The following is an 18,490-nucleotide window of genomic DNA, read 5'->3' on the forward strand; positions in this document are numbered from 1 at the left end:
ACGCCCCCGACGTGGGACGCGACGCGCACCCGCGGACGGTCCGCCGCGGCGAGCGCGTCAGCTCACCGGACCGGCTACTCCTCCGTGGTGTCGATGTACGGGCTGGTCTCCGCGCAGCACGAGCAGGACACGGTCGCGACCGCGGGGCTGCCGTCCGCGAAGGCCGCGTCGGCGATGGTGGTCACGGCCAGTTCGTCCAGGACCAGGTCCTCGACGTCGAAAGTCAAGTCCATGGCTTCCTCCCTCATTCGGTTCGGAGTGGGACTGGGCAGCGCGACCCTAAGCGGGTCGATCGGACACCGACAAGAGTGGCCGGAGCTATTCCAAACGATTCGAGAAAGGGCTTGGCGTGGCCATCCGGGTGGGCACGTCCGGTTCGGACGGGTGCCACTGTTCGGACGACCGTGGGTGTTCCCGGGTTAATCGCGTGGTACTTGCGGCGAAGTGCCCCGGAGGGCGTGTAGATTGTCCACGCACAGGTCGGACCGTGTGCGAAGGGTCGACTACGTGGTCCGAGTGGTGGACCTGCGGCCTGCGCCATTCGGTCGCCGCTCCGCGGAACCGGCTCTTTCCGGTCGGAGTGCGGGATTCCGAACGGGCCGGAACGGGGATGTCCCGAAAATAAGTGACGGCGACTCGCCTGCGGTGCGGGTCCAGGTTATTCGAGCGCGGTTTTCCGAAGATTGTGACGACGTCGACCGGCGGGGTTCGGAATGCGCTGTCGATCGGGGCGGCACCTGCGGGCCGCGGTGACGCCCTTCCGCCGGATGTGAAGTCGCGGTACGTTGGGAGCGCTCCCAGAATGTGTCTTCCACCCTGCTCGAGGAGCCGAACCATGTTGCGACGACGTTGTCGCCCGGTCACCCTGCTGGCCGGCTTGCTCATCCTGGCCCTGTCCGCGTTCCTGCTGCCCTCGTTGTCGGCGGGCGGTGTCGCCTCGGCCGGCACCTCCCAGGCCCGCGCGGTGCCGGTCGCCCAGCTGACCGTGGCGTCCGAACAGGTGGCGACCGGTCTGCGGCGGCCGATCGCCATCACCGGACTGCCGGACGGACGGATGCTGATCGCGGAGAAGGAGGGCACCGTCCGCGTCTACCACCCCGACACCGGCCTGGCGGCCGAGCCGATCCTCGACCTGACCGCCCGGATCGACCCGTCGGACAACGAGCGCGGCCTCCTCGGCATCACGCCCGCGCCGAACTTCGCCCGGACCGGGATGCTGTACGTGGCCTACACGAGCCTGCCGGCCGGCGCGCTGACGCTGGCGCGGGTGCCCCTCGGCGCCCCCGAGCGGTTGCAGGTGCTGCTGACCCAGGAGCACGCCGAGTACGGCAACCACAACGGCGGCCAGGTGGCGTTCGGCCGCGACGGGTACCTGTACTGGTCGCTCGGCGACGGCGGCCACGCGTACGACCCGTTCAAGTCGGGGCAGGACCTCGGCACGCTGCTCGGCAAGATCGTGCGGATCGACGTCAACCGCGCCTGCGGGCCGAAGCCCTACTGCGTGCCCACCAACAACCCGTTCGTGCGCGCGGCGGGCGCCCGACCGGAGATCTGGCTCTACGGCCTGCGCAACCCGTGGCGGTTCTCCGTCGACCCGGTCGACGGCTCGCTGTGGATCGGCGACGTCGGCCAGGGCCTGGTCGAGGAGATCAACCACATCCGCCCGTGGCAGGGCGGCGCGAACCTCGGCTGGTCGTGCAAGGAGGGCACCCCGATCTTCGACCCGGAGCAGTGCCGTGCGGGCGGCCGGTACACCGACCCGGTCTACGAGTACGACCACTACAACGACAACTGCTCGGTGACCGGCGGAGTGGTGTACCGGGGTTCCCGGACCCCCGAGGCGTGGGGCACCTACATCGCGGCCGACTACTGCTCGACCCGCGTGTTCGCCGTGCGCCCCAAGCTCGACGGCACCTACGAGTCCGCCGTGATCGGCAACCTGCCCACCCAGCCGAGCGCGATCGCCACCGACGCGCAGGGTGAGCTGTACACGCTCAGCGACCTCCCGGGAGCCTTGCACCGGGTCCGGTTCGAACGCGTCCAGCCGACCTCCGGCAGCGGGACGGCCAACCGCTGACCTGCTGAGTCGACCCCCACGAGCCCACCGGGGACCGCCGCTGCCAAGCGGCCGTCCCCGGTGGGTTTTTTCGTGGCCGGACATGGGCGGACCCTGTCCGGAACGGTCGGCGGGGTAGCGGGGAGGGTCGTTCGGGGAGGCTTCGGTCGAATCAATTCGATGAACGCAGTTGTTGCCTTCAGCGAGATTTAGCACTTACGCTGACCATTCGATCGAACCGGTTCGACCAGTGTTGCCCGACCCGTTCGGAGTGATCATGGTTCAACGGCGAACTGTCCCCGTCGCGCCTGGCGCGCGGTCCGCGTGCCGGGCCGCGCCGCGCTCACCGCTCCTCCGCCCCGGTGTGCCGCCGGTCGAGGTGTGGCACGTCCCGTAGGCCACTCGGAGCGATCCGCCGCGCTGCTCCGCCGACCCGGTGTCGTGCCGGGTTCCCTTCCCCTGCCCGAGGAGTCAGGTGTGAACACCACAACCAGGGGCGCCCGCCTCCGGAGATTGATCACGTTCGTCAGCGTCGCCGTGTCCGCCGCCGCCTCGGCCGTCGCGTTCACCGCACCGGCGCAGGCGGCGGACGAGTCCATCACCGTCGACTTCTCCGCGACGGGCGCCTCGCCGACCTACCGGGCGTCGGGCTGGATCTACGGCATGACGGAGAACGCGTCCGGCCCGGCGGACAACTTCTACCGCGATGTGAAGTTCCGCTACATGCGCGCCGGCGGCGCCCAGCTCGACAGCCCGGGCGGCTGGGTGGCGGGCAAGTACGACCGCCGGTGGAACGCCACCCGCGCCCAGCTCCTGCGCACCCGGTCGCTGGGTGGGGAGTTCGTGCTGCTGGTCCACGACCTGTGGGGCGCGGACGGGTACCCGATCTCCCGGTTCCCCGGCGACAACGGCAACTGGAGCGACTACGACGCCTTCCTCACCCGACTGGTCGACGACGTGCGGGCGACGGGCGCGCCGGTGCAGTGGGACCTGTGGAACGAACCGAACATCACCCTGTTCTGGAACCGCCCGCAGTCGCAGTACTTCGAGCTGTGGCGGCGCACCTACCAGCGCATCCGCGCCGAGTTCCCGACGCAGCCGATCGTCGGCCCGAGCTGCGCGTGCGTCCCGTCCTCGTCGGGCTGGTGGACCCAGTACCTGGACTTCGCGCGGGCCAACAACACCGTGCCCGACATCGTCAGCTGGCACTCCCTGCCGGGCGACCCGGTCGCGAACGTGGCCACGGCCAACGCCACCCTCGACGCACGGGGCATCCCGCACCCGCGGCCGTACCAGATCAACGAGTACGGCGCGTCGAACGAGCAGAACCCCGGTGACGGCTCCTGGTACATCGCCAGGCTGGAACGCGCGGGCGCGGACGGGCTGCGCGCCAACTGGGCGAGCGCGGGCAACCTGCACAACGACCTGGGCAACCTGCTGGTCCGCAACTCGGCGGGCGTGCACCAGCCCAAGGGCGAGTGGTGGGTCTACCGCTTCTACGGCTCGCAGACCGGGCGGATCGCCACCGTCACGCCCAGCCAGTCCTACGACGGGTTCGCGACGAAGGCGCCGGGCGAGGCGAAGGTGCTGGTCGGCGGCGGCCGCACGACGGGCAACATCGCGGTCCGGCTGCAACGCCTCGACGCCACCGAGGGCCTCGTGGTGAACAACCAGGTCCGGGTGCTCGCCGAACGCATCCCGTACAACAACGGCGGGGCGGTCCAGGGGCCGGTGCCGGTGCTGAACACGGTGGTGACCCTGTCCGCCAACGCCACCACGGTGAACCTGCCGCACTCCAACGTCGACGAGTCGTTCACCATCACGCTCCTGCCGCCCTCGGACACCGGCGGCGGCGCCTTCCAGTCCACCGCGGTCGCCCAGCACTCGCAGCAGTGCCTGACCAACCCCAACCGCAGCACCGCCGACGGCACGCAGCAGCAGCAACTCGCCTGCGGCACGGGTGACGAGCAGCGGTGGAACTTCAGCCCGGCGGCCGGGCTCGCCGACACCTACACCGTCGTCAACCAGCAGTCGGGCAAGTGCCTCGACGTCAACGGCGCGTCCACCGCGGACGGCGCCGCGGTCATCCAGTGGTCCTGCAACAGCGGCGCCAACCAGCAGTTCGCCCTGCGGAAGGTCACCTACTCCGACAGCGACCCCGACGACTACCAACTCGTGGCCCGGCACAGCGGCAAGTGCGTCGACGTGAACAGCATCTCCACCACCCCCGGCGCGGTGGTCCACCAGTGGACCTGCAACCCCGCGGGCCAGAGCACCCCGCGCAACCAGACCTGGCGCCTCCCCGGCCGCTGAGCCGTGGCGCCCCGGGGTTCGAACACACGAGCGGGGTGGCTCGTTCGGGTGGTTGGTCGACATGCGGGTCACATGCGCAGGTCCTAATTTGTTGCTGCGCTCGGTGACGGGCGTTTCGGACTCCCGGGTGACGGGCCCGGCACAGTGAGAGGTGGTCGGCCATGACCACGGCACACCTGGAGCACACCGGCCACGGCCACGCGCACGGCGAGGGGTGTGGCCACGTGGCGGTTCCGCACGAAGGGCACGTGGACTACGTGCACGACGGCCACCTGCACCGGGCGCACGAGGGGCACTTCGACGAGTGCGAGCCGGGCGACCACGGGGCCCACGACGACCACGGTCACGCGCACGGCGAGGGTTGCGGGCACGTGGCGGTCCCGCACGCCGACCACGTGGACTACGTGCACGACGGCCACCGCCACGCCGTGCACGGTGAGCACTACGACGAGCACTGAGCCCGATCCGGGCCGGTCAGGGGTCAGGGCTGCACGGTGCAGGTGCAGCCCTGCCGGCCGGTGGTGACCGCGCCGCCCGCCGCCTTGGTGGCGGTGACCTCGAAGACGGCGGTGTAGGTGCCGGCGGCCTCGAAGGCCCAGTTGGTGTGGGCGTGGCTGGTGATGGCGGGGGTGCGGTTGTCGGGAGGCCGTGGCCGCTGTCGAATCACACGCGTCATCGGCCGCTCGCAGTACGCGGCCGACAAGCGGATCAAAGGCCAGGTCCGGGACTTCCGCCTCGACGACCGGGCGCTGCCGGCCGCCGATGTCGCCGCGCTCGCCCTGGACGCCGCCCTCGCCCTCCCGTCGTCGGGTGCGCACGGGTCGGCGGTCGCCTGGGCGTCGTCCGATCCGGCCGTGTGCTCGCCGCCCACGAGATGTTCACGACCTCGGCGGACGTCGCCCAGCACCTCTGGCGCCGGCTGACGATCACCGCGGTCGAGGACGTGGGGACGGGGCTGCCCCTCGGACCCGTGTGGGTCGACGTGCTGCACCGCACCGCCTCCGAGCACGCCGACTAAGTCGCCACGAAGGTCGCCCTCGGCGAAGCGCTGGTCGAGGTCCCGGACTACGCCCACTGCGCGCACACCCGCGCCGGTCAGGAGCCAGGCCGCGGTCTGGTGCAGTGGTGGGAGAACGGCGCCGTCCCGCCTACGCGGTCGTCGCCCCGGGACGCGGTCGCGCACCCGTGAGGGGAACGACGTGCTCGGAAAGATCCTCGAAAAAATCCGGCGGAGGTGTCGGATCGGGTCCGCCGTGTTCGTAGCAGGGGTGAGGCCGCCGCAAGGGGGTGGCACCGAGGCAACGGAAACCACGATCATGAAGCTGACCACCATGACCCAGGTCACCGTCGACGGCGTGGCGCAGGGCAACGGCCACGCGTCGGACGAGGACCGCGGGAACGGGTTCGAACGCGGCGGGTGGGCCCGGGGGAAGGGCGACGACGACACCCGTGCGTTCATCAACCAGACCTACCGGCGCGCCGACGCGTTCCTGCTCGGCCGGCGGACCTACGAGCTGTTCGCCGACTCGTGGGGGTCGTCGACGGCCCGGGACGTCCCCGGCTGGGAGCCTGTCCTGCGGGCGTTGAACGACCGGCCCAAGTACGTGGTGTCGACCACGCTCACCGGGCCGGCGTGGCCGGGGTCCACCGTCCTGTCCGGGGACGTCGAGGCCGCCGTCCGCGAGCTGAAGGCCGAACCGGGAGGTGAGCTGCAGGTCCACGGCAGCGGCGCGCTGACCCGGTGGCTGCTGCGGAACGACCTGGTCGACGAGCTGACGCTGATCGTGGTCCCGGTGGTCCTCGGCCAGGGCGCGCGGCTGTTCCCGGACCGCGGCCCGGACCTCGCGCTCGACCTGGTCGAGTCGCGGGTCGACTCGAAGGGCGTGACGATCCAGGTCTACCGGCCCGCCGGGCGCCCGCGGTACGCGACACCCTGAAGTCCCGACCGACGAACCCGAGCCGTCCCGACCCCGCAGGAGATGAGTGCAGATGCAGTACCTGGTTTCCGTCATCGACGACAAGGTCGACCCCGGCAGCACGGACCGGCAGCCCGCCATCAGCGCGTTCAACGAACGGCTGATCGCCGACGGCTACTGGGTCTTCGCGGGCGGCCTCGCGGACACCGACTCGGCCACGGTCGTGGACAACCGGGGCGAGGAGGCGGTGTTCAGCGACGGGCCGTTCGTGGAGACGAAGGAGTACCTCGCCGGCTTCTGGGTCTGGGAGGCCCCCGACCTGGACGTGGCGCTCGAACTCGCCACCGAGGCGTCGAAGGTCTGCGACCGGAAGATCGAGGTGCGGCCGTTCCGATGAGCGACGTCGACGAGGTGATCACCCGGGCCCACCGCACCGAGTGGGCCCGGGTGGTCGCCACCCTGACCAGGCGCTTCGGCGACCTCGACCTCGCCGAGGAAGCGGCCGCCGAGGCGTTCGCGATCGCCGTCGAGCGCTGGCCTGCCGACGGGGCGCCGCCCAACCCCGGCGCCTGGCTGACCACCACCGCCAACCACAAGGCGATCGACCGCATCCGCCGCGAGGGCAAACGTGCCGAGAAGCAGCAGGAGGCCGGGATGGCGCACGACGACGACCCGCCCGAGCCGCACGGCGTCATCGAGGACGACCGGCTCCGGCTGATCTTCACGTGCTGCCACCCGGCGTTGGCGGCGCAGTCCCGCCTGGCGCTCACGCTGCGCATGGTCGGTGGTCTGAGCGTGCCGGAGATCGCCCGCGCCTTCCTGGTGGCCGAGAGCGCCGTGGGGCAGCGGATCACCCGTGCGAAGGCCAAGATCAAGGCGGCGCGCATCCCCTACCGCGTGCCGTCCGCCGAGGACCTCCCCGCCCGCGTCTCCGGCGTGCTGGCCGTCCTGTTCCTCGTCTTCAACGAGGGGTACCTGGCCACCGGGCCCGACACCGACCCGGTGCGCCGAGACCTGACCGCGGAGGCGATCCGGCTCACCCGCCTGATCCGCGCCCTGCTGCCGGACGACGGCGAGGTGGCCGGGTTGCTGGCGCTGATGCTGCTCATCGAGGCCCGCCGCCCGGCCCGGGTGTCGACCGGCGGCGAGCTGGTCCCCCTGGCCGAGCAGGACCGCGGCGCGTGGGACGCGACGCTGATCGCCGAGGGCCACGGGCTGGTCCGCGAACGCCTCGCCGCGGCCGCCGCCGGCGTCGCCCCGGGCCGCTACCAGATCCTGGCCGCGATCAACGCCGTGCACACTTCCGCCCGCGACATCCGCGACACCGACTGGTCACAGGTCCTCGCCCTCTACGACCAGCTCGTCCGCGTCGACCCGTCGCCGGTGGTCGCCCTCAACCGGGCGATCGCGGTCGCCGAACTCGACGGCCCGGACGTGGCGCTGGCGGCCGTCGACCGCCTCGAGGACCGGCTGGCCGGCTATCACGCCTACCACGCCACCCGCGCCGACCTGCTGCGCCGGCTGGGCCGCGGCGGGCAGTCGCGCGCGGCGTACGACAAAGCCGTCGAGCTGGCCGGCAACACCGCCGAGATCGCCTACCTGACCCGCCGCCGCGGCCAGCTGGGGTGACGCCCGCGGGTGATCGGCAGCGCCGTCACGGCCAGGGGTCGCCCCACTCGACGTCGCGGGCGGCGCGGTAGGCGTCGGGGTCGCGCTTGCTCACCACGCGGTCCTCGACCGCACCGTCCTGCGCGCACAGTCGCAACTGGACCATCCCCTTGCGGCGCAACGGGTGGCGCAGGACCCGGTTCCCGGCGTGCGGACCCGGCACGCGGGTGGCGACGACGTAGGCGAACTTCTCGTCCTCGTGACCCAGGGTCGCCGACTTGACCTGCCGGTGCAACGACGTCCGGGCCACCCGGGCGGAGAAGTGGCACCAGTCGGACCCGGCGATCGGGCAGGCGGCCTCGTGCGGGCACGGCGCCGCGACCGAGCGGCCCGCGGCGATCAGCCGGTCCCGCGCGGCGAGGACCCGCCGGTACCCGGCCGGCGTGCCCGGCTCCACCACGACCACGGTGTCCGCGGCTTCGACCATCGCGTCCACCACCTTGTCGCGCAGGGCTTGCGGCAGCTCACCGAGCACATAGGACAGGGTGGCGACGTCCGCTCCGGGCAGGGCGGTCGTCGGCCCCAGCACGCCCCGGACCCACCGCGCGGACCGCAGCGCGGGGCTCGTCGCGCCCGCCACCAGCCTGGACCCGAGCCGTGACGCTTCCTCGGCCTGCTCGAACACCGTCAACGAGGTCAGGTCCGGCCACGTCTCGACCGCCGCCCACAGCGCCGCGCCCGTGCCGCCGCCCACGTCGAGCAGCGTGCGCGGTGCGAGGTCCGGTCGTTGTGCCGCGGCTTCCCCGAGGACGTGGCGCAGCACGGCGTACGTGGCCGGCATGCGGTAGGCGGCGTACGCGCTCGCGTCGGCGCGGGTGCGCAGGATCGGCTCGCTCGCCGCGCCGCCTTCGCGGTAGCGGGCGGACAGCCGTTCGACGACGGGTGCGAGCGCCGCCGACTTCTGCCCGGCCAGCTCCGCCTCCAGCGCACGCCGAAGTTCCTCCGACACGGGCCACTCCATCCGGTTCGACGAAAGCCGGATGTTATCGGTCGTGCACGTCGCCCGGGCCACCGCCGTCGAGGGGAGAGGGGACGGCGCCCGTCCTCGACGGCGGTGGCCCGGGTGGCACCCCTAGCGTTGTCGGCGCGGCGTCACTTCAGGTGTCGGGCGAAGAAGCGGTTCGCGTCGTCGCCCTCGAACTGCGGGACGCCGGTGTGCCCGCCCATGTTGGCGTGCAGCGTCTTCTCCGCGGAGCCGAAGGCGTCGAACAGGTCCAGGGCCACCTGCCGGTCGTTCCCCTCGTCGTCCCACTGGAGCAGGACCTGCAGCGGGATGGTGACCTGCCGGGCCTCCTCGACGATGGCGCGGGGCACGTAGCTGCCCGCGAACAGGAGCGCGGCCGAGATGCGGGGCTCGACGACGGCCAGCCGGACGCCGATGGAGATCACCCCGCCCGAGTACCCGACCGGGCCGCCGAGCCCGGGCAGCGGGAGGAGGGCGTCCAGGGCTGCCCGCCACTCCGGGACCGCCTGGTCGACCAGCGGGAGGACGAGGCGGTCGACGACCTCGTCGGCGACCGGCTCACCGGCCCGCACCGCCCGGCGCAGGTCGGCGCGGGCCTGGTCGGCGGCGGCGGAGCGGGGGCGGTCGCCGGAGCCGGGCAGCTCGATGGTGGCCGCGGCGAAGCCTTCCGCCGCGGCGTGCCGGGCCCGGGCCGCCAGCCGCGGGTACATCGTGGGCAGTCCGCCGGGGTGGCCGACCAGGACCAGCGGCGCCGGTGCGGACGCGGGTGCGGGCGTCCACAGGATGCCGGGGATCTCGCCGAGGACGAACTCGCGTTCGAGGACGCCGTCGTCGAAGCGCTGTTCGGAGGTGAATCGCATGGTCGTGCCTTTCGGGAGTGCTCGCGAACGGCGCTCCCGGGCGACCTACCGCCCGACCGTGACCCCTGAGGGGAGCACCCATGTCGAAACGTCCACGGGTACCACCTCCTCGGTCTCTCGCACGGCCGCCGGAAACGTAGCAGCGGTCGCCTCGGCCCGCCAACCGGGTTTCGCGGGCGGTGGCATCACGGCCGGCAGCTCCCCGGCGAACGGTGACGTGGAGATCACATCTGATTGTGACGCCGATCTTGGTGTGCCTTAATGCCCACAAGTGCTTGTTGCCTATCTTCGGCAATAACGATCGAGGGGGAGTGCCGTGCGCAGGTCTGCTCGGTTCCGCGCGGCGGCCGTGGCCGTCGCCGGGATCGCCTTGGCGTCGTGTTCGACCGAAGCGCACCGCGCGTCCGGCGGCAGGCCTGTCGAGCTGCGGCTGGCGATCGGCGGCGAGTCCGAGGAGGGCTACGACCCGACGTTGGGCTGGGGCCGCTACGGCTCGCCGCTGTTCCACTCGACGCTGCTGGCCAGGGACGCGGACCTGAACATCGTCAACGACCTGGCCACGCGGTACGAGGTGAGCCCGGACCGTCTGGTGTGGACGGTCGACGTGCGGGCCGACGCGAAGTTCAGCGACGGCCGGCCGGTCACCGCGCGCGACGTGGCCTACACGTTCACCGCGGCCTCGAAGAGCGGCGGGGCGACCGACGTGACCGTGCTGCGGGAGGCGGTCGCGGTGGACGAGGACACCGTGGAGCTGCGCCTGACGAAGCCGCAGAGCACGTTCGTGAACCGGTTGGTGTCGCTCGGGATCGTGCCCGAGCACGCGCACGGGCCCGACTACGCGCGCAAGCCGGTGGGCTCCGGGCCGTTCGTCTTCGAGCAGTGGGACGAGGGCCAGCAGCTGATCGTGCGGCGCAACGACGCCTACTACGGCGCGAAGCCCGCGTTCGAGCGGGTGGTGTTCGTCTTCACGGGCGAGGACGCGAGCCTGGCCGCGGCGAGGTCGGGTCAGGTCGACCTGGCCGCGCTGCCGTCGTCGCTGGCCACCGGCGAGATCCCCGGCATGAGGCTGACCAGGGTCGAGTCCGTCGACAACCGGGGCATCGCGTTCCCGTTCCAGCCCGACGAGGGCCGGCGGACCGACGAGGGGCGGCCGATCGGCAACGACGTGACGTCGGACCTGGCGGTGCGGCGGGCGGTCAACGTGGCGCTGGACCGGCGGGCCCTGGTGGACGGCGTGCTCAACGGCTTCGGCCGCCCGGCCACCGGCCCGGTCGACGGGCTGCCCTGGCACGAGCCGGCCACCGCGGTCCCCGACGACGACCCCGAAGGGGCCAAGAGGGTGTTGGAGGCCGCCGGCTGGGTCGACGCCGACGGTGACGGCGTGCGCGAACGCGGTGGCCGCCGGGCGGAGTTCCCGCTGCTGTACCCCGCCGGCGACTCGGTGCGGCAGGGCCTGGCCCTGGCCGTGGCGGACATGCTGAAGCCGATCGGCGTCGCGGTGACCGCCCAGGGCGAGAGCTGGGAGGTCATCCGCACCCGCATGCACGCGGACCCGGTGCTGTTCGGCTGGGGCAGCCACGACGCGACCGAGATGCACAACCTGTACTCGTCGGCGCAGGCGGGCGTGGAGCTGTGGAACCCCGCGCTGTACCGGAGCCCGGTGGTGGACGCCGAGCTGGACGCGGCGATGGCGGCCGCGGACCCCGGGCAGGCCGCCGCGCACTGGAAGGCGGCGCAGCGGCAGTTCGGGCCGGGCGCCGACGCGGCGTGGGCGTGGCTGGTCAACCTCGACCACACCTACTACGCCGACGCGTGCCTCGACCTCGGGAAGCTCCAGGTCGAGCCGCACGGGCACGGCTGGCCGATCACCCGGGGCATCGCCGGGTGGAGCTGGACGTGCTGACGGCGGGTTCCGCGGCACGCCCGGTGGTGGTCGCGGTCGCCGCGCGGGTCTCGCGCCTGCTGCTCCTGCTGACGGCCGTCGCGGTCGGTTCGTTCGTGCTGATGGTGAACTCGCCGGTGGACCCGGTGGCGGCCTACGTGGGCGCGGACGTCGCGTCGCTGGGCTCGGCGCAGCGCGCGCTGATCGCCGAGCGGTGGGGCTTGGACGACCCGGCGCACGAGCGGTTCCTGAGCTGGTTCGGCAACCTGCTGGGCGGTGACTTCGGGTTCTCGCTGACGTTCAACCGGCCGGTCCTGGAGGTGATCGGCGACAAGTTCCTGACCAGCCTGGCGCTGATGGCGCTGGCGTGGCTGCTGTCGGGCCTGGTCGGCTTCGCGCTCGGCCTCGTCGCCGGGACGCGCCGGGGGCGGTTCGCCGATCGGGCGATCACCTGGTTCTCGTACACGCTCGCGTCCGCGCCGACGTTCTGGGTCGGGCTGCTGCTGCTCTACGTGTTCGCGGTGTCGTGGAACTGGGCGCCGGTGTGCTGCGCGGTGCCGATCGGCGTGCCCGCCGACGAGGTGGGGCTGGGCGACCGGCTGGCGCACCTGGCCCTGCCCGCGATCACGTTGAGCGTCGTGGGGATCGCGCCCGTGGTGCTGCACACGCGGCAGGCCGTGGTGGAGGCGCTGGCCTCGGACCACGTGGCGTTCGCGCGGGCGCAGGGCGAACGCGGCCTGGGTCTCGTGCTGCACCGGGTGGTGCGCAACGCCGCCGCGCCCGCGCTGCTGCTCCAGTTCGGCTCGATCGGCGAGCTGTTCGGCGGCTCCGTGCTGGCCGAGCAGGTGTTCTCCTACCCCGGGCTGGGCGCCGCGACCACGGCGGCGGCGCTGGGCCAGGACGTGCCGCTGCTGCTGGGGATCGCCCTGTTCACCACGGTGCTGGTGTTCACCGGCAACCTCGTCGGCGACCGCGTGCACGCCGCCCTCGACCCGAGGTCACGGCTCGTCGACGTGCGGAGGAAGCGATGACCGCGGTCGTGACGAGGGTGGACCGCCGCACCCGCACCCTGGTCCTGCTGGGCGTGTCCGCGGTGGTGGTGCTCGGCGTGCTCGTGGCCGGTTCGTGGGCCGAGGACGCCGCGCGGACGACGTCGTTGGGGGAGCGCAACAGCGCGCCCTCGGCCGGGCACTGGTTCGGCACCGACTGGCTGGGCCGCGACGTGCTCGCCCGCGTGCTGTCCGGCCTGCGGATGAGCCTGGTCGTCGGCACGACCGCCGCCGCGATCTCCGCGGTGATCGCGCTCGTCCTGGCCTGCGCCGCCACCGTCGGCGGACCGCGGGTCGACGCCGTCGTGAGCTGGCTGGTGGACCTGTTCATGGCGTTGCCGCACCTGGTGCTGCTGCTCCTGCTCGCCTTCGCGCTCGGCGGCGGCACGGACGCGGTGATCATCGCGGTGGCGGTGACGCACTGGCCGCACCTGACCCGGGTGCTGCGGGGCCAGGCCAAGCAGGTGGCCAACTCCGACTACGCGACCGCCGCGGTCCAGTTGGGGCGCAGCCGGTGGTGGGTCGCCCGCGAGCACGTCGCCGGGCACCTGACCGGGCACTTCCTGGTCGGCCTGGTCCTGCTGTTCCCGCACGCCATCCTGCACGAGGCCGCGCTGTCGTTCCTCGGCCTGGGCGTCGATCCCGCCGAGCCCTCGACCGGCATCCTGCTGGCCGAGTCCATGCGGTTCCTCTCGACGGGCGCGTGGTGGCTCGCCGTGCTGCCCGGCCTGTGCCTGCTGCTGGTGGTCAAGGTCGTCGACGGCATCGGCGACAACCTGCGGTCACTGATCGACCCGAGGAGCCACCACCTGTGACCACCGCACCGGCGACCCCGCTGCTGGACATCCGCTCGCTGGCCGTCTCGTTCACCCAGTACGAGCGGGGGCTGCGCCGCCGCACCGTCACCGCGCTGTCCGGCATGGACCTGACGACCGACCGGGGTGAGCTGGTCGCCCTGGTCGGCGCCAGCGGAGCGGGCAAGAGCCTGCTCGCCCACGCCGTGCTGGGCATGTTGCCGCCCAACGCCGCCGAGAGCGGCACGGTGCGCTTCGACGGCGTCGTCCTCGACCCGCCGGCGCGGCGCGACCGGGCCGGCCACGACATCGCGCTGCTGCCCCAGTCGGTGACGTTCCTCGACCCCGTCACCCCCGTCGGCCGCCAGGTGCGCCGCTCCGCGGAGCTGGCCGGTCGGACGTCGCCGGACGTCGTCGCCCGCGCGGCGCTCGACGGCCGCGGGCTGGGACCGGAAGTCCACCGGCAGTACCCGCACCAGCTGTCCGGCGGCCAGGTCAGGCGCGTGCTGACCGCCATGGCGCTGATGGGTGATCCCGCGCTGGTCATCGCCGACGAACCGACCCCCGGCCTGCCACCCGAGGCGGTCCGCGCGGCCCTCGCGGACCTGCGGCGCATCGCCGACCAGGATCGCGCGGTCGTGCTCATCACCCACGACCTCGCCGCGGCCCTGGAGGTCGCCGACCGGGTCGTCATCTGCCGCCACGGCCGCACCGTCGACGAGGCGCGGCCCGCCGACTTCCGCGCGGACGACCTGACCCACCCCTACACCCGAGCCCTGTGGCACGCCTTGCCCGGCAACGGGTTCCGGCTCTTGGAGAACGCATGACCCTGCGCGCCGACGACGTGTGGTTCCGCTACTCCGGCAAGTCGCGCTGGGTGGTCACAGGGGTGTCGCTGTCGGTCGAACCGGGTGAGGTCGTCGGCCTGCACGGGCCCAGCGGCGCGGGCAAGAGCACCCTCGGCCGGTTGCTGTCCGGCATCCTGCGCCCGCAGCGCGGCCACGTCTCCGCCGACGGACGGGCGCCGCGTCCCGGGCGGGGCACGGCCAACCCCGTGCAACTCGTCTCGCAGCACGCCCTGCTGTCGCTCGACCCGCTCTGGAAGATCCGGCGGAGCCTGGCGGAGACCGGCGTCGGGGAAGACGTCCTCGACGGGCTGGACCCGGCGTTGGCGCCGCCGGCGCTCCTGGACCGCTTCCCCCACGAGATCAGCGGCGGCGAGGCCCAGCGCGTCAACCTCGGGCGGGCACTCCTGGCGGACCCGCGCTTCCTCGTGGCCGACGAGATCACCGCGAGCCTCGACCCGATCAGCCAGGTCGAGATCTGGGAGCTGGTGCGCGCCGCCGTCGAGTCGCGGCGGATCGGCGTGCTGGCCGTCTCGCACGACCGCCCGCTCCTCGATGCGGTGGCGCACCGGGTCCTCGACTTCCAGGACCTCGTGGACGCGCCGTCGACCCCTAGGGGTCGTTAGCCCTCGGCTCAGGGTGTCGGCCGGATGTCGCGGGTGGCCGCCGGCCGTAGGGTCCTCGTGTGCCACTCATCGAGACCACCGCGCTGGGAATGCGCTACGACGACAAGGTGACCGCCTTGGCGGACCTGACGTTGGACATCGAGGCGGGTGTCGTCGGCCTGGTCGGGGTCAACGGCGCCGGGAAGACCACGCTGATCAAGCTCGCGCTGGGGCTGCTGACACCCACCAGCGGGCGGATCCGCGTGCTCGGCCTCGACCCGATCGCGGACGGGGAGCAGGTCCGGGCGAAGCTCGGCTACATGCCCGAGCACGACTGCCTGCCGCCGGACATGGTCGCCGCCGAGTTCGTCACGCACATGGCGCGGGTCAGCGGCCTGCCCGCCGCGGCGGCACGGGAGCGGGCGTCGGAGACGTTGCGGCACGTGGGGCTCTACGAGGAGCGCTACCGCCGGATCGGCGGGTACTCCACCGGCATGAAGCAGCGGGTCAAGCTCGCGCAGGCGCTGGTCCACGACCCCGAGCTGCTGCTGCTCGACGAACCCACCAACGGGCTCGACCCGGCGGGCAGGCGGGCGATGCTCGACCTGGTGCACCGCATCGGCACCGAGTTCGGCATCTCGGTGGTGGTCTGCTCCCACCTGCTCGGCGAGATCGAGCGGATCTGCACGTCGCTGGTCGCCATCGACGCGGGCACCCTGCTGCGCTCGGCGACGCTGTCCTCGATGACCGAGCACAACGACCTGCTCGTCGTCGAGGTCGACGAGGGCGCCGAGCGGCTCGCCACCGCGCTCGCCACCGGCGGCGTGGACGTGCGCCGGGACAACCGCGTGCTGACCGTCCGCCTCGGCGAGGACGACGGCGCGGTGTACGACCTGATCCGGGACGCCGTCGCGGACCTCGACCTCAGCCTGCACCGGCTGGAGCGCCAGCGCCACCAGGTCGCCGACCTGTTCCGCGACCGCCCGGCCGAGGAGGTGTCCCATGTCTGAGCCCGGCGTCATCCACGACATCGGCTACCAGCGCTACACCGGCCCCCGGCTCGGCCCCGGCTACTCGGCCCGCTCGCTGTACGTGCACAGCGTCCGCAGCGCCTACGGCCTCGGTCGCAGCCCGTGGGCGAAGGTGTTGCCGATCGGGCTCGTCGGCCTGGCCGGCCTCGCCTCCCTGATCATCGTGATCATCAACAGCCGGCTGTCCGAGCCGGTGCTCGACTACGTCGGCGTCGCGTCCACCTTCACCTTCGCCGCGACGGTGTTCGTCGCCGTGGTCGCGCCCGAGCTGGTGTCGGTGGACCTGCGCACGAAGCTGGTGCAGCTGTACCTGTCGCGCCCGCTGAGCCGGTCGGGTTACGCGCTGACCAAGGTCGCCGCCCTGGCCACGGCGACGTTCCTGCTGTTCGCGGTGCCCATGCTGATCATGTTCGTCGGCATGGCCTTCGGCACCGACGACGGCGTGCCGGGGGTGCTGGAGGAGTTCGGCGGGCTGCTCGTCGGCCTCCTCGCCGCGGCCGTGCACGCCGTGCTGCTGTCGGCGCTGGGCCTGCCGATCGCGTCGCTGTCGGGCCGGCGGGTGTTCGCCACCGGCATGATCATCGGCGTCTTCCTGCTCACCGCCCCGATCTCGGCCGTCCTGCGCGAGCTGGACTCCGGGACCATCGGCTCGCTCGCCGGGCTGCTCGACCCGACGAGCCTGCTCAACGGCGTGGACCAGTGGCTGTTCGGAGTGGACGTCGACATCGTCCCGATCGGCTCGTTCGGACCGGTGTACGGCCTCGTCGCGGTCGGGCTGACCGCGCTGGGCACGATGGTCGCGGTGTGGCGGTACAGGGGGATCAAGTCATGAACACGGTCGAACTCGCAGGCGTCTCCCGCTGGTACGGCAACGTGGTCGCGGTCAACGACGTGACCCTGTCGATCGGCCCCGGGCTGACCGGGCTCCTCGGACCCAACGGCGCGGGCAAGACCACCGTGCTGCACCTCATGGCGGGCCTGCTGGCGCCGTCGCAGGGCCAGGTCGTGATCGGCGGCGAACCCGCGTGGGCCAACCCCGCCGTGTACCGCAAGCTGGGCCTGGTGACCGAGCGCGAGAGCGTGCCCGGGTTCCTCACCGCGTGGGAGTTCGTCCTGGCCAGCGCGAAGCTGCACAAGCTCCCCGACCCGGCGGCCGCCGCCCGCGCCGCGCTGGAGACCGTGGACCTGCGCGACGCGCAGGACCGCCGGATCTCCGGCTACTCCAAGGGGATGCGGCAGCGGAGCCGGGTCGCCGCGGCGCTGGTGCACGACCCGGACGTGCTGCTGCTGGACGAGCCGTTCAACGGCATGGACCCCCGGCAGCGGATGCACATGATGGAGCTGCTCGACGGCATGGCCGAGCAGGGGCGGACCATCGTGTTCAGCTCGCACATCCTGGAGGAGGTCGAGCAGCTCTCCGGCACCGTGCAGGTGATCGTGGCGGGCAGGCTCGCCGCCTCCGGCGACTACCGGCACATCCGGCGGCTGATGACCACCCGCCCGCACGTGTTCACCATCGCCTCCTCCGACGACCGCCTGCTGGCGACGGCGCTGATGGGCGAGCCGTCGGTGTCCGGGGTGAGCATCGCCGAGGCGGGCCTCCAGGTGCACACCAGCGACTACGGCGCGTTCACCCGGGCCCTGGCCAAGATCGCCAGGGCGCGGGGCGTCCGGCTGACCACGATCCTGCCTTCGGACGAGTCCCTCGAGAAGGTCTTCTCCTACCTGGTGACCACATGATGAACCCGACGATCATCCGCCTCACCGCGCGGGCGCTCCTGGGCCGCAGGCGCGTGCTGCTGCTGCTCCCCATGCCGATCATCCTGATCGGGCTGACCCTGCTGAGCGTCTTCAGCGAGGAGCGCGAGACCCCGTCCGACTGGGGCCCGCTGGTCTTCTCCAACCTCGGGCTCGCGGTCATCCTGCCGCTCACCGCGCTGATCGTCGGCAGCAGCGCGCTCGGCCTGGAGATCGACGACGGCACCATCACCCACCTGATCACCAAGCCGCTGCCGCGCTCGGAGATCATCCTGTCGAAGCTCCTGGTGGCCTGGCTGGTGACCACCGCGGCCACCGCCGTGCCGCTGGCCGTCGCGGCCCTGATCGCGGGCTCCGGCCCGCTGGCGGTCGGCCTGGTCGCCGGCACGGCCCTGGGCGGGTTGGCCTACAGCGCCCTGTTCCTGGCCCTGAGCGTGATGACCAAGCGGCCGGTCGCGGTGGGCCTCATCTACATCGTGCTGTGGGAGAACCTGCTGGTGTCGTTCGTCGACGGCGCCCGCGTGTTCAGCATCCGCCAGCACGCGACGGCCATCGCGGACGCGATCGGCGACACCCCGCTGATCTCCTCGACGCTCTCGGTGCCGACCGCGTTGGTCATGGCGTCGGTGTTCGTCGTGGTGGGCACGGTCGGCGCCACCCGTCGGCTGCGGTCCTTCGCGCTGACGGGCGAGGCGAACTAGGCCGCGTTCCCGGTGCGGGGGCTCGGCATCGCCGCACCCCGCACCGGG

The 18,490-nt window shown here is 72.5% G+C and carries 21 protein-coding genes; 17 read left to right on the forward strand and 4 right to left on the reverse strand.

The features are described from left to right. Positions 1 to 74: 74 nt before the first annotated feature. Entirely contained in the window at positions 75 to 233 is a 159-nt protein-coding gene (locus EDD40_RS42230; RefSeq protein WP_170185392.1) for a hypothetical protein, read from the reverse strand. A 602-nt stretch (positions 234 to 835) separates the two neighbouring features. On the opposite strand from EDD40_RS42230, the gene EDD40_RS40755 reads away from it, so the two are divergent. The 3 genes from EDD40_RS40755 to EDD40_RS40765 all read left to right on the forward strand — a co-directional run bounded on the left by EDD40_RS40755 (position 836) and on the right by EDD40_RS40765 (position 4,827). Next, a complete protein-coding gene (locus EDD40_RS40755) occupies positions 836 to 2,077 on the forward strand; it encodes a PQQ-dependent sugar dehydrogenase (RefSeq protein WP_123747605.1) in 1,242 nt (413 codons plus the stop codon). Positions 2,078 to 2,533: 456 nt separating this feature from the next. Further along, positions 2,534 to 4,369: an RICIN domain-containing protein gene (locus EDD40_RS40760; protein ID WP_123747606.1), complete on the forward strand. Its 1,836-nt coding sequence runs from the start codon at positions 2,534 to 2,536 to the stop codon at positions 4,367 to 4,369. A 161-nt stretch (positions 4,370 to 4,530) separates the two neighbouring features. Next, entirely contained in the window at positions 4,531 to 4,827 is a 297-nt protein-coding gene (locus EDD40_RS40765) for a hypothetical protein (RefSeq protein ID WP_123747607.1), read from the forward strand. Between the two features lie 23 nt (positions 4,828 to 4,850). On the opposite strand, the gene EDD40_RS40770 is transcribed toward EDD40_RS40765, so the two are convergent. After that, the gene (locus EDD40_RS40770) at positions 4,851 to 5,045 is read right to left on the reverse strand and encodes a TIGR03769 domain-containing protein (protein WP_211348369.1); all 195 of its coding nucleotides are present in this window, start codon (positions 5,043 to 5,045) and stop codon (positions 4,851 to 4,853) included. Here EDD40_RS40770 and EDD40_RS44960 point away from each other — a divergent pair. The 5 genes from EDD40_RS44960 to EDD40_RS40785 all read left to right on the forward strand — a co-directional run bounded on the left by EDD40_RS44960 (position 4,990) and on the right by EDD40_RS40785 (position 7,914). Further along, positions 4,990 to 5,292 (forward strand): immunoglobulin-like domain-containing protein, encoded by a 303-nt coding sequence (locus EDD40_RS44960; protein WP_425471326.1) that lies wholly within the window; start codon positions 4,990 to 4,992, stop codon positions 5,290 to 5,292. The genes EDD40_RS40770 and EDD40_RS44960 overlap by 56 nt on opposite strands. Next, positions 5,226 to 5,387, forward strand: a complete 162-nt coding sequence (locus tag EDD40_RS42235) for a hypothetical protein (RefSeq protein ID WP_170185393.1) — start codon at positions 5,226 to 5,228, stop codon at positions 5,385 to 5,387. The genes EDD40_RS44960 and EDD40_RS42235 overlap by 67 nt, the downstream gene beginning before the upstream one ends. Positions 5,388 to 5,685: 298 nt before the next feature. After that, on the forward strand, positions 5,686 to 6,306 hold the full coding sequence (locus EDD40_RS40775; protein WP_123747608.1) for a dihydrofolate reductase family protein: 621 nt from the start codon (positions 5,686 to 5,688) through the stop codon (positions 6,304 to 6,306). Positions 6,307 to 6,358: 52 nt separating this feature from the next. After that, positions 6,359 to 6,682 (forward strand): YciI family protein, encoded by a 324-nt coding sequence (locus EDD40_RS40780; RefSeq protein WP_123747609.1) that lies wholly within the window; start codon positions 6,359 to 6,361, stop codon positions 6,680 to 6,682. Then, positions 6,679 to 7,914: an RNA polymerase sigma factor gene (locus EDD40_RS40785; RefSeq protein WP_123747610.1), complete on the forward strand. Its 1,236-nt coding sequence runs from the start codon at positions 6,679 to 6,681 to the stop codon at positions 7,912 to 7,914. Before EDD40_RS40780 ends, EDD40_RS40785 begins: the two co-directional genes overlap by 4 nt. Before the next feature lie 25 nt (positions 7,915 to 7,939). Here EDD40_RS40785 and EDD40_RS40790 read toward each other — a convergent pair whose 3' ends face one another. Continuing rightward, positions 7,940 to 8,902: a small ribosomal subunit Rsm22 family protein gene (locus EDD40_RS40790; protein ID WP_246038266.1), complete on the reverse strand. Its 963-nt coding sequence runs from the start codon at positions 8,900 to 8,902 to the stop codon at positions 7,940 to 7,942. A gap of 143 nt (positions 8,903 to 9,045) precedes the next feature. Then, positions 9,046 to 9,777, reverse strand: a complete 732-nt coding sequence (locus EDD40_RS40795; protein WP_123747612.1) for an alpha/beta hydrolase — start codon at positions 9,775 to 9,777, stop codon at positions 9,046 to 9,048. A 316-nt stretch (positions 9,778 to 10,093) separates the two neighbouring features. Here EDD40_RS40795 and EDD40_RS40805 point away from each other — a divergent pair, with 316 nt between their 5' ends. The 9 genes from EDD40_RS40805 to EDD40_RS40845 are packed head-to-tail and all read left to right on the forward strand — an operon-like array spanning position 10,094 to position 18,442. Continuing rightward, complete coding sequence (locus EDD40_RS40805) at positions 10,094 to 11,680, forward strand: ABC transporter substrate-binding protein (RefSeq protein ID WP_123747614.1); 1,587 nt, start codon at positions 10,094 to 10,096, stop codon at positions 11,678 to 11,680. Then, positions 11,662 to 12,690 carry an ABC transporter permease gene (locus EDD40_RS40810; RefSeq protein WP_246038267.1) on the forward strand — a complete coding sequence of 343 codons (1,029 nt, stop codon included), beginning with the start codon at positions 11,662 to 11,664 and terminating at the stop codon, positions 12,688 to 12,690. The genes EDD40_RS40805 and EDD40_RS40810 overlap by 19 nt, the downstream gene beginning before the upstream one ends. Beyond that, complete coding sequence (locus EDD40_RS40815) at positions 12,687 to 13,523, forward strand: ABC transporter permease (RefSeq protein WP_123747615.1); 837 nt, start codon at positions 12,687 to 12,689, stop codon at positions 13,521 to 13,523. Before EDD40_RS40810 ends, EDD40_RS40815 begins: the two co-directional genes overlap by 4 nt. Further along, the gene (locus tag EDD40_RS40820; RefSeq protein ID WP_246038270.1) at positions 13,520 to 14,329 is read left to right on the forward strand and encodes an ATP-binding cassette domain-containing protein; all 810 of its coding nucleotides are present in this window, start codon (positions 13,520 to 13,522) and stop codon (positions 14,327 to 14,329) included. The genes EDD40_RS40815 and EDD40_RS40820 overlap by 4 nt, the downstream gene beginning before the upstream one ends. Continuing rightward, entirely contained in the window at positions 14,326 to 14,973 is a 648-nt protein-coding gene (locus EDD40_RS40825) for an ABC transporter ATP-binding protein (RefSeq protein WP_123747616.1), read from the forward strand. Before EDD40_RS40820 ends, EDD40_RS40825 begins: the two co-directional genes overlap by 4 nt. Before the next feature lie 59 nt (positions 14,974 to 15,032). Continuing rightward, positions 15,033 to 15,962, forward strand: coding sequence for an ABC transporter ATP-binding protein (locus EDD40_RS40830; protein WP_211348371.1), 930 nt, complete (start codon positions 15,033 to 15,035; stop codon positions 15,960 to 15,962). Further along, positions 15,955 to 16,815 (forward strand): ABC transporter permease, encoded by an 861-nt coding sequence (locus tag EDD40_RS40835; protein ID WP_123747617.1) that lies wholly within the window; start codon positions 15,955 to 15,957, stop codon positions 16,813 to 16,815. The genes EDD40_RS40830 and EDD40_RS40835 overlap by 8 nt, the downstream gene beginning before the upstream one ends. Beyond that, positions 16,812 to 17,723, forward strand: a complete 912-nt coding sequence (locus EDD40_RS40840) for an ABC transporter ATP-binding protein (protein WP_123747618.1) — start codon at positions 16,812 to 16,814, stop codon at positions 17,721 to 17,723. Before EDD40_RS40835 ends, EDD40_RS40840 begins: the two co-directional genes overlap by 4 nt. Continuing rightward, positions 17,720 to 18,442 carry an ABC transporter permease gene (locus EDD40_RS40845; RefSeq protein ID WP_201435534.1) on the forward strand — a complete coding sequence of 241 codons (723 nt, stop codon included), beginning with the start codon at positions 17,720 to 17,722 and terminating at the stop codon, positions 18,440 to 18,442. Before EDD40_RS40840 ends, EDD40_RS40845 begins: the two co-directional genes overlap by 4 nt. The last annotated feature ends 48 nt before the right edge of the window (positions 18,443 to 18,490 follow it).

It is taken from the genome of Saccharothrix texasensis (assembly GCF_003752005.1).
GTDB classification, from domain to species: domain Bacteria; phylum Actinomycetota; class Actinomycetes; order Mycobacteriales; family Pseudonocardiaceae; genus Actinosynnema; species Actinosynnema texasense.

Bases quoted from the DNA above. Each gene is read 5' to 3' on its own strand.
- EDD40_RS42230 (WP_170185392.1), bottom strand. From the start codon at position 233: ATGGACTTGACTTTCGACGTCGAGGACCTGGTCCTGGACGAACTGGCC.
- EDD40_RS40780 (WP_123747609.1), top strand. From the start codon at position 6,359: ATGCAGTACCTGGTTTCCGTCATCGACGACAAGGTCGACCCCGGCAGC.
- EDD40_RS44960 (WP_425471326.1), top strand. From the start codon at position 4,990: ATGGCGGGGGTGCGGTTGTCGGGAGGCCGTGGCCGCTGTCGAATCACA.
- EDD40_RS40835 (WP_123747617.1), top strand. From the start codon at position 15,955: ATGTCTGAGCCCGGCGTCATCCACGACATCGGCTACCAGCGCTACACC.
- EDD40_RS40825 (WP_123747616.1), top strand. From the start codon at position 14,326: ATGACCCTGCGCGCCGACGACGTGTGGTTCCGCTACTCCGGCAAGTCG.
- EDD40_RS40795 (WP_123747612.1), bottom strand. From the start codon at position 9,777: ATGCGATTCACCTCCGAACAGCGCTTCGACGACGGCGTCCTCGAACGC.
- EDD40_RS40770 (WP_211348369.1), bottom strand. From the start codon at position 5,045: ATGACGCGTGTGATTCGACAGCGGCCACGGCCTCCCGACAACCGCACC.
- EDD40_RS40775 (WP_123747608.1), top strand. From the start codon at position 5,686: ATGAAGCTGACCACCATGACCCAGGTCACCGTCGACGGCGTGGCGCAG.
- EDD40_RS40840 (WP_123747618.1), top strand. From the start codon at position 16,812: ATGAACACGGTCGAACTCGCAGGCGTCTCCCGCTGGTACGGCAACGTG.
- EDD40_RS40815 (WP_123747615.1), top strand. From the start codon at position 12,687: ATGACCGCGGTCGTGACGAGGGTGGACCGCCGCACCCGCACCCTGGTC.
- EDD40_RS40765 (WP_123747607.1), top strand. From the start codon at position 4,531: ATGACCACGGCACACCTGGAGCACACCGGCCACGGCCACGCGCACGGC.
- EDD40_RS40755 (WP_123747605.1), top strand. From the start codon at position 836: ATGTTGCGACGACGTTGTCGCCCGGTCACCCTGCTGGCCGGCTTGCTC.
- EDD40_RS40785 (WP_123747610.1), top strand. From the start codon at position 6,679: ATGAGCGACGTCGACGAGGTGATCACCCGGGCCCACCGCACCGAGTGG.
- EDD40_RS40845 (WP_201435534.1), top strand. From the start codon at position 17,720: ATGATGAACCCGACGATCATCCGCCTCACCGCGCGGGCGCTCCTGGGC.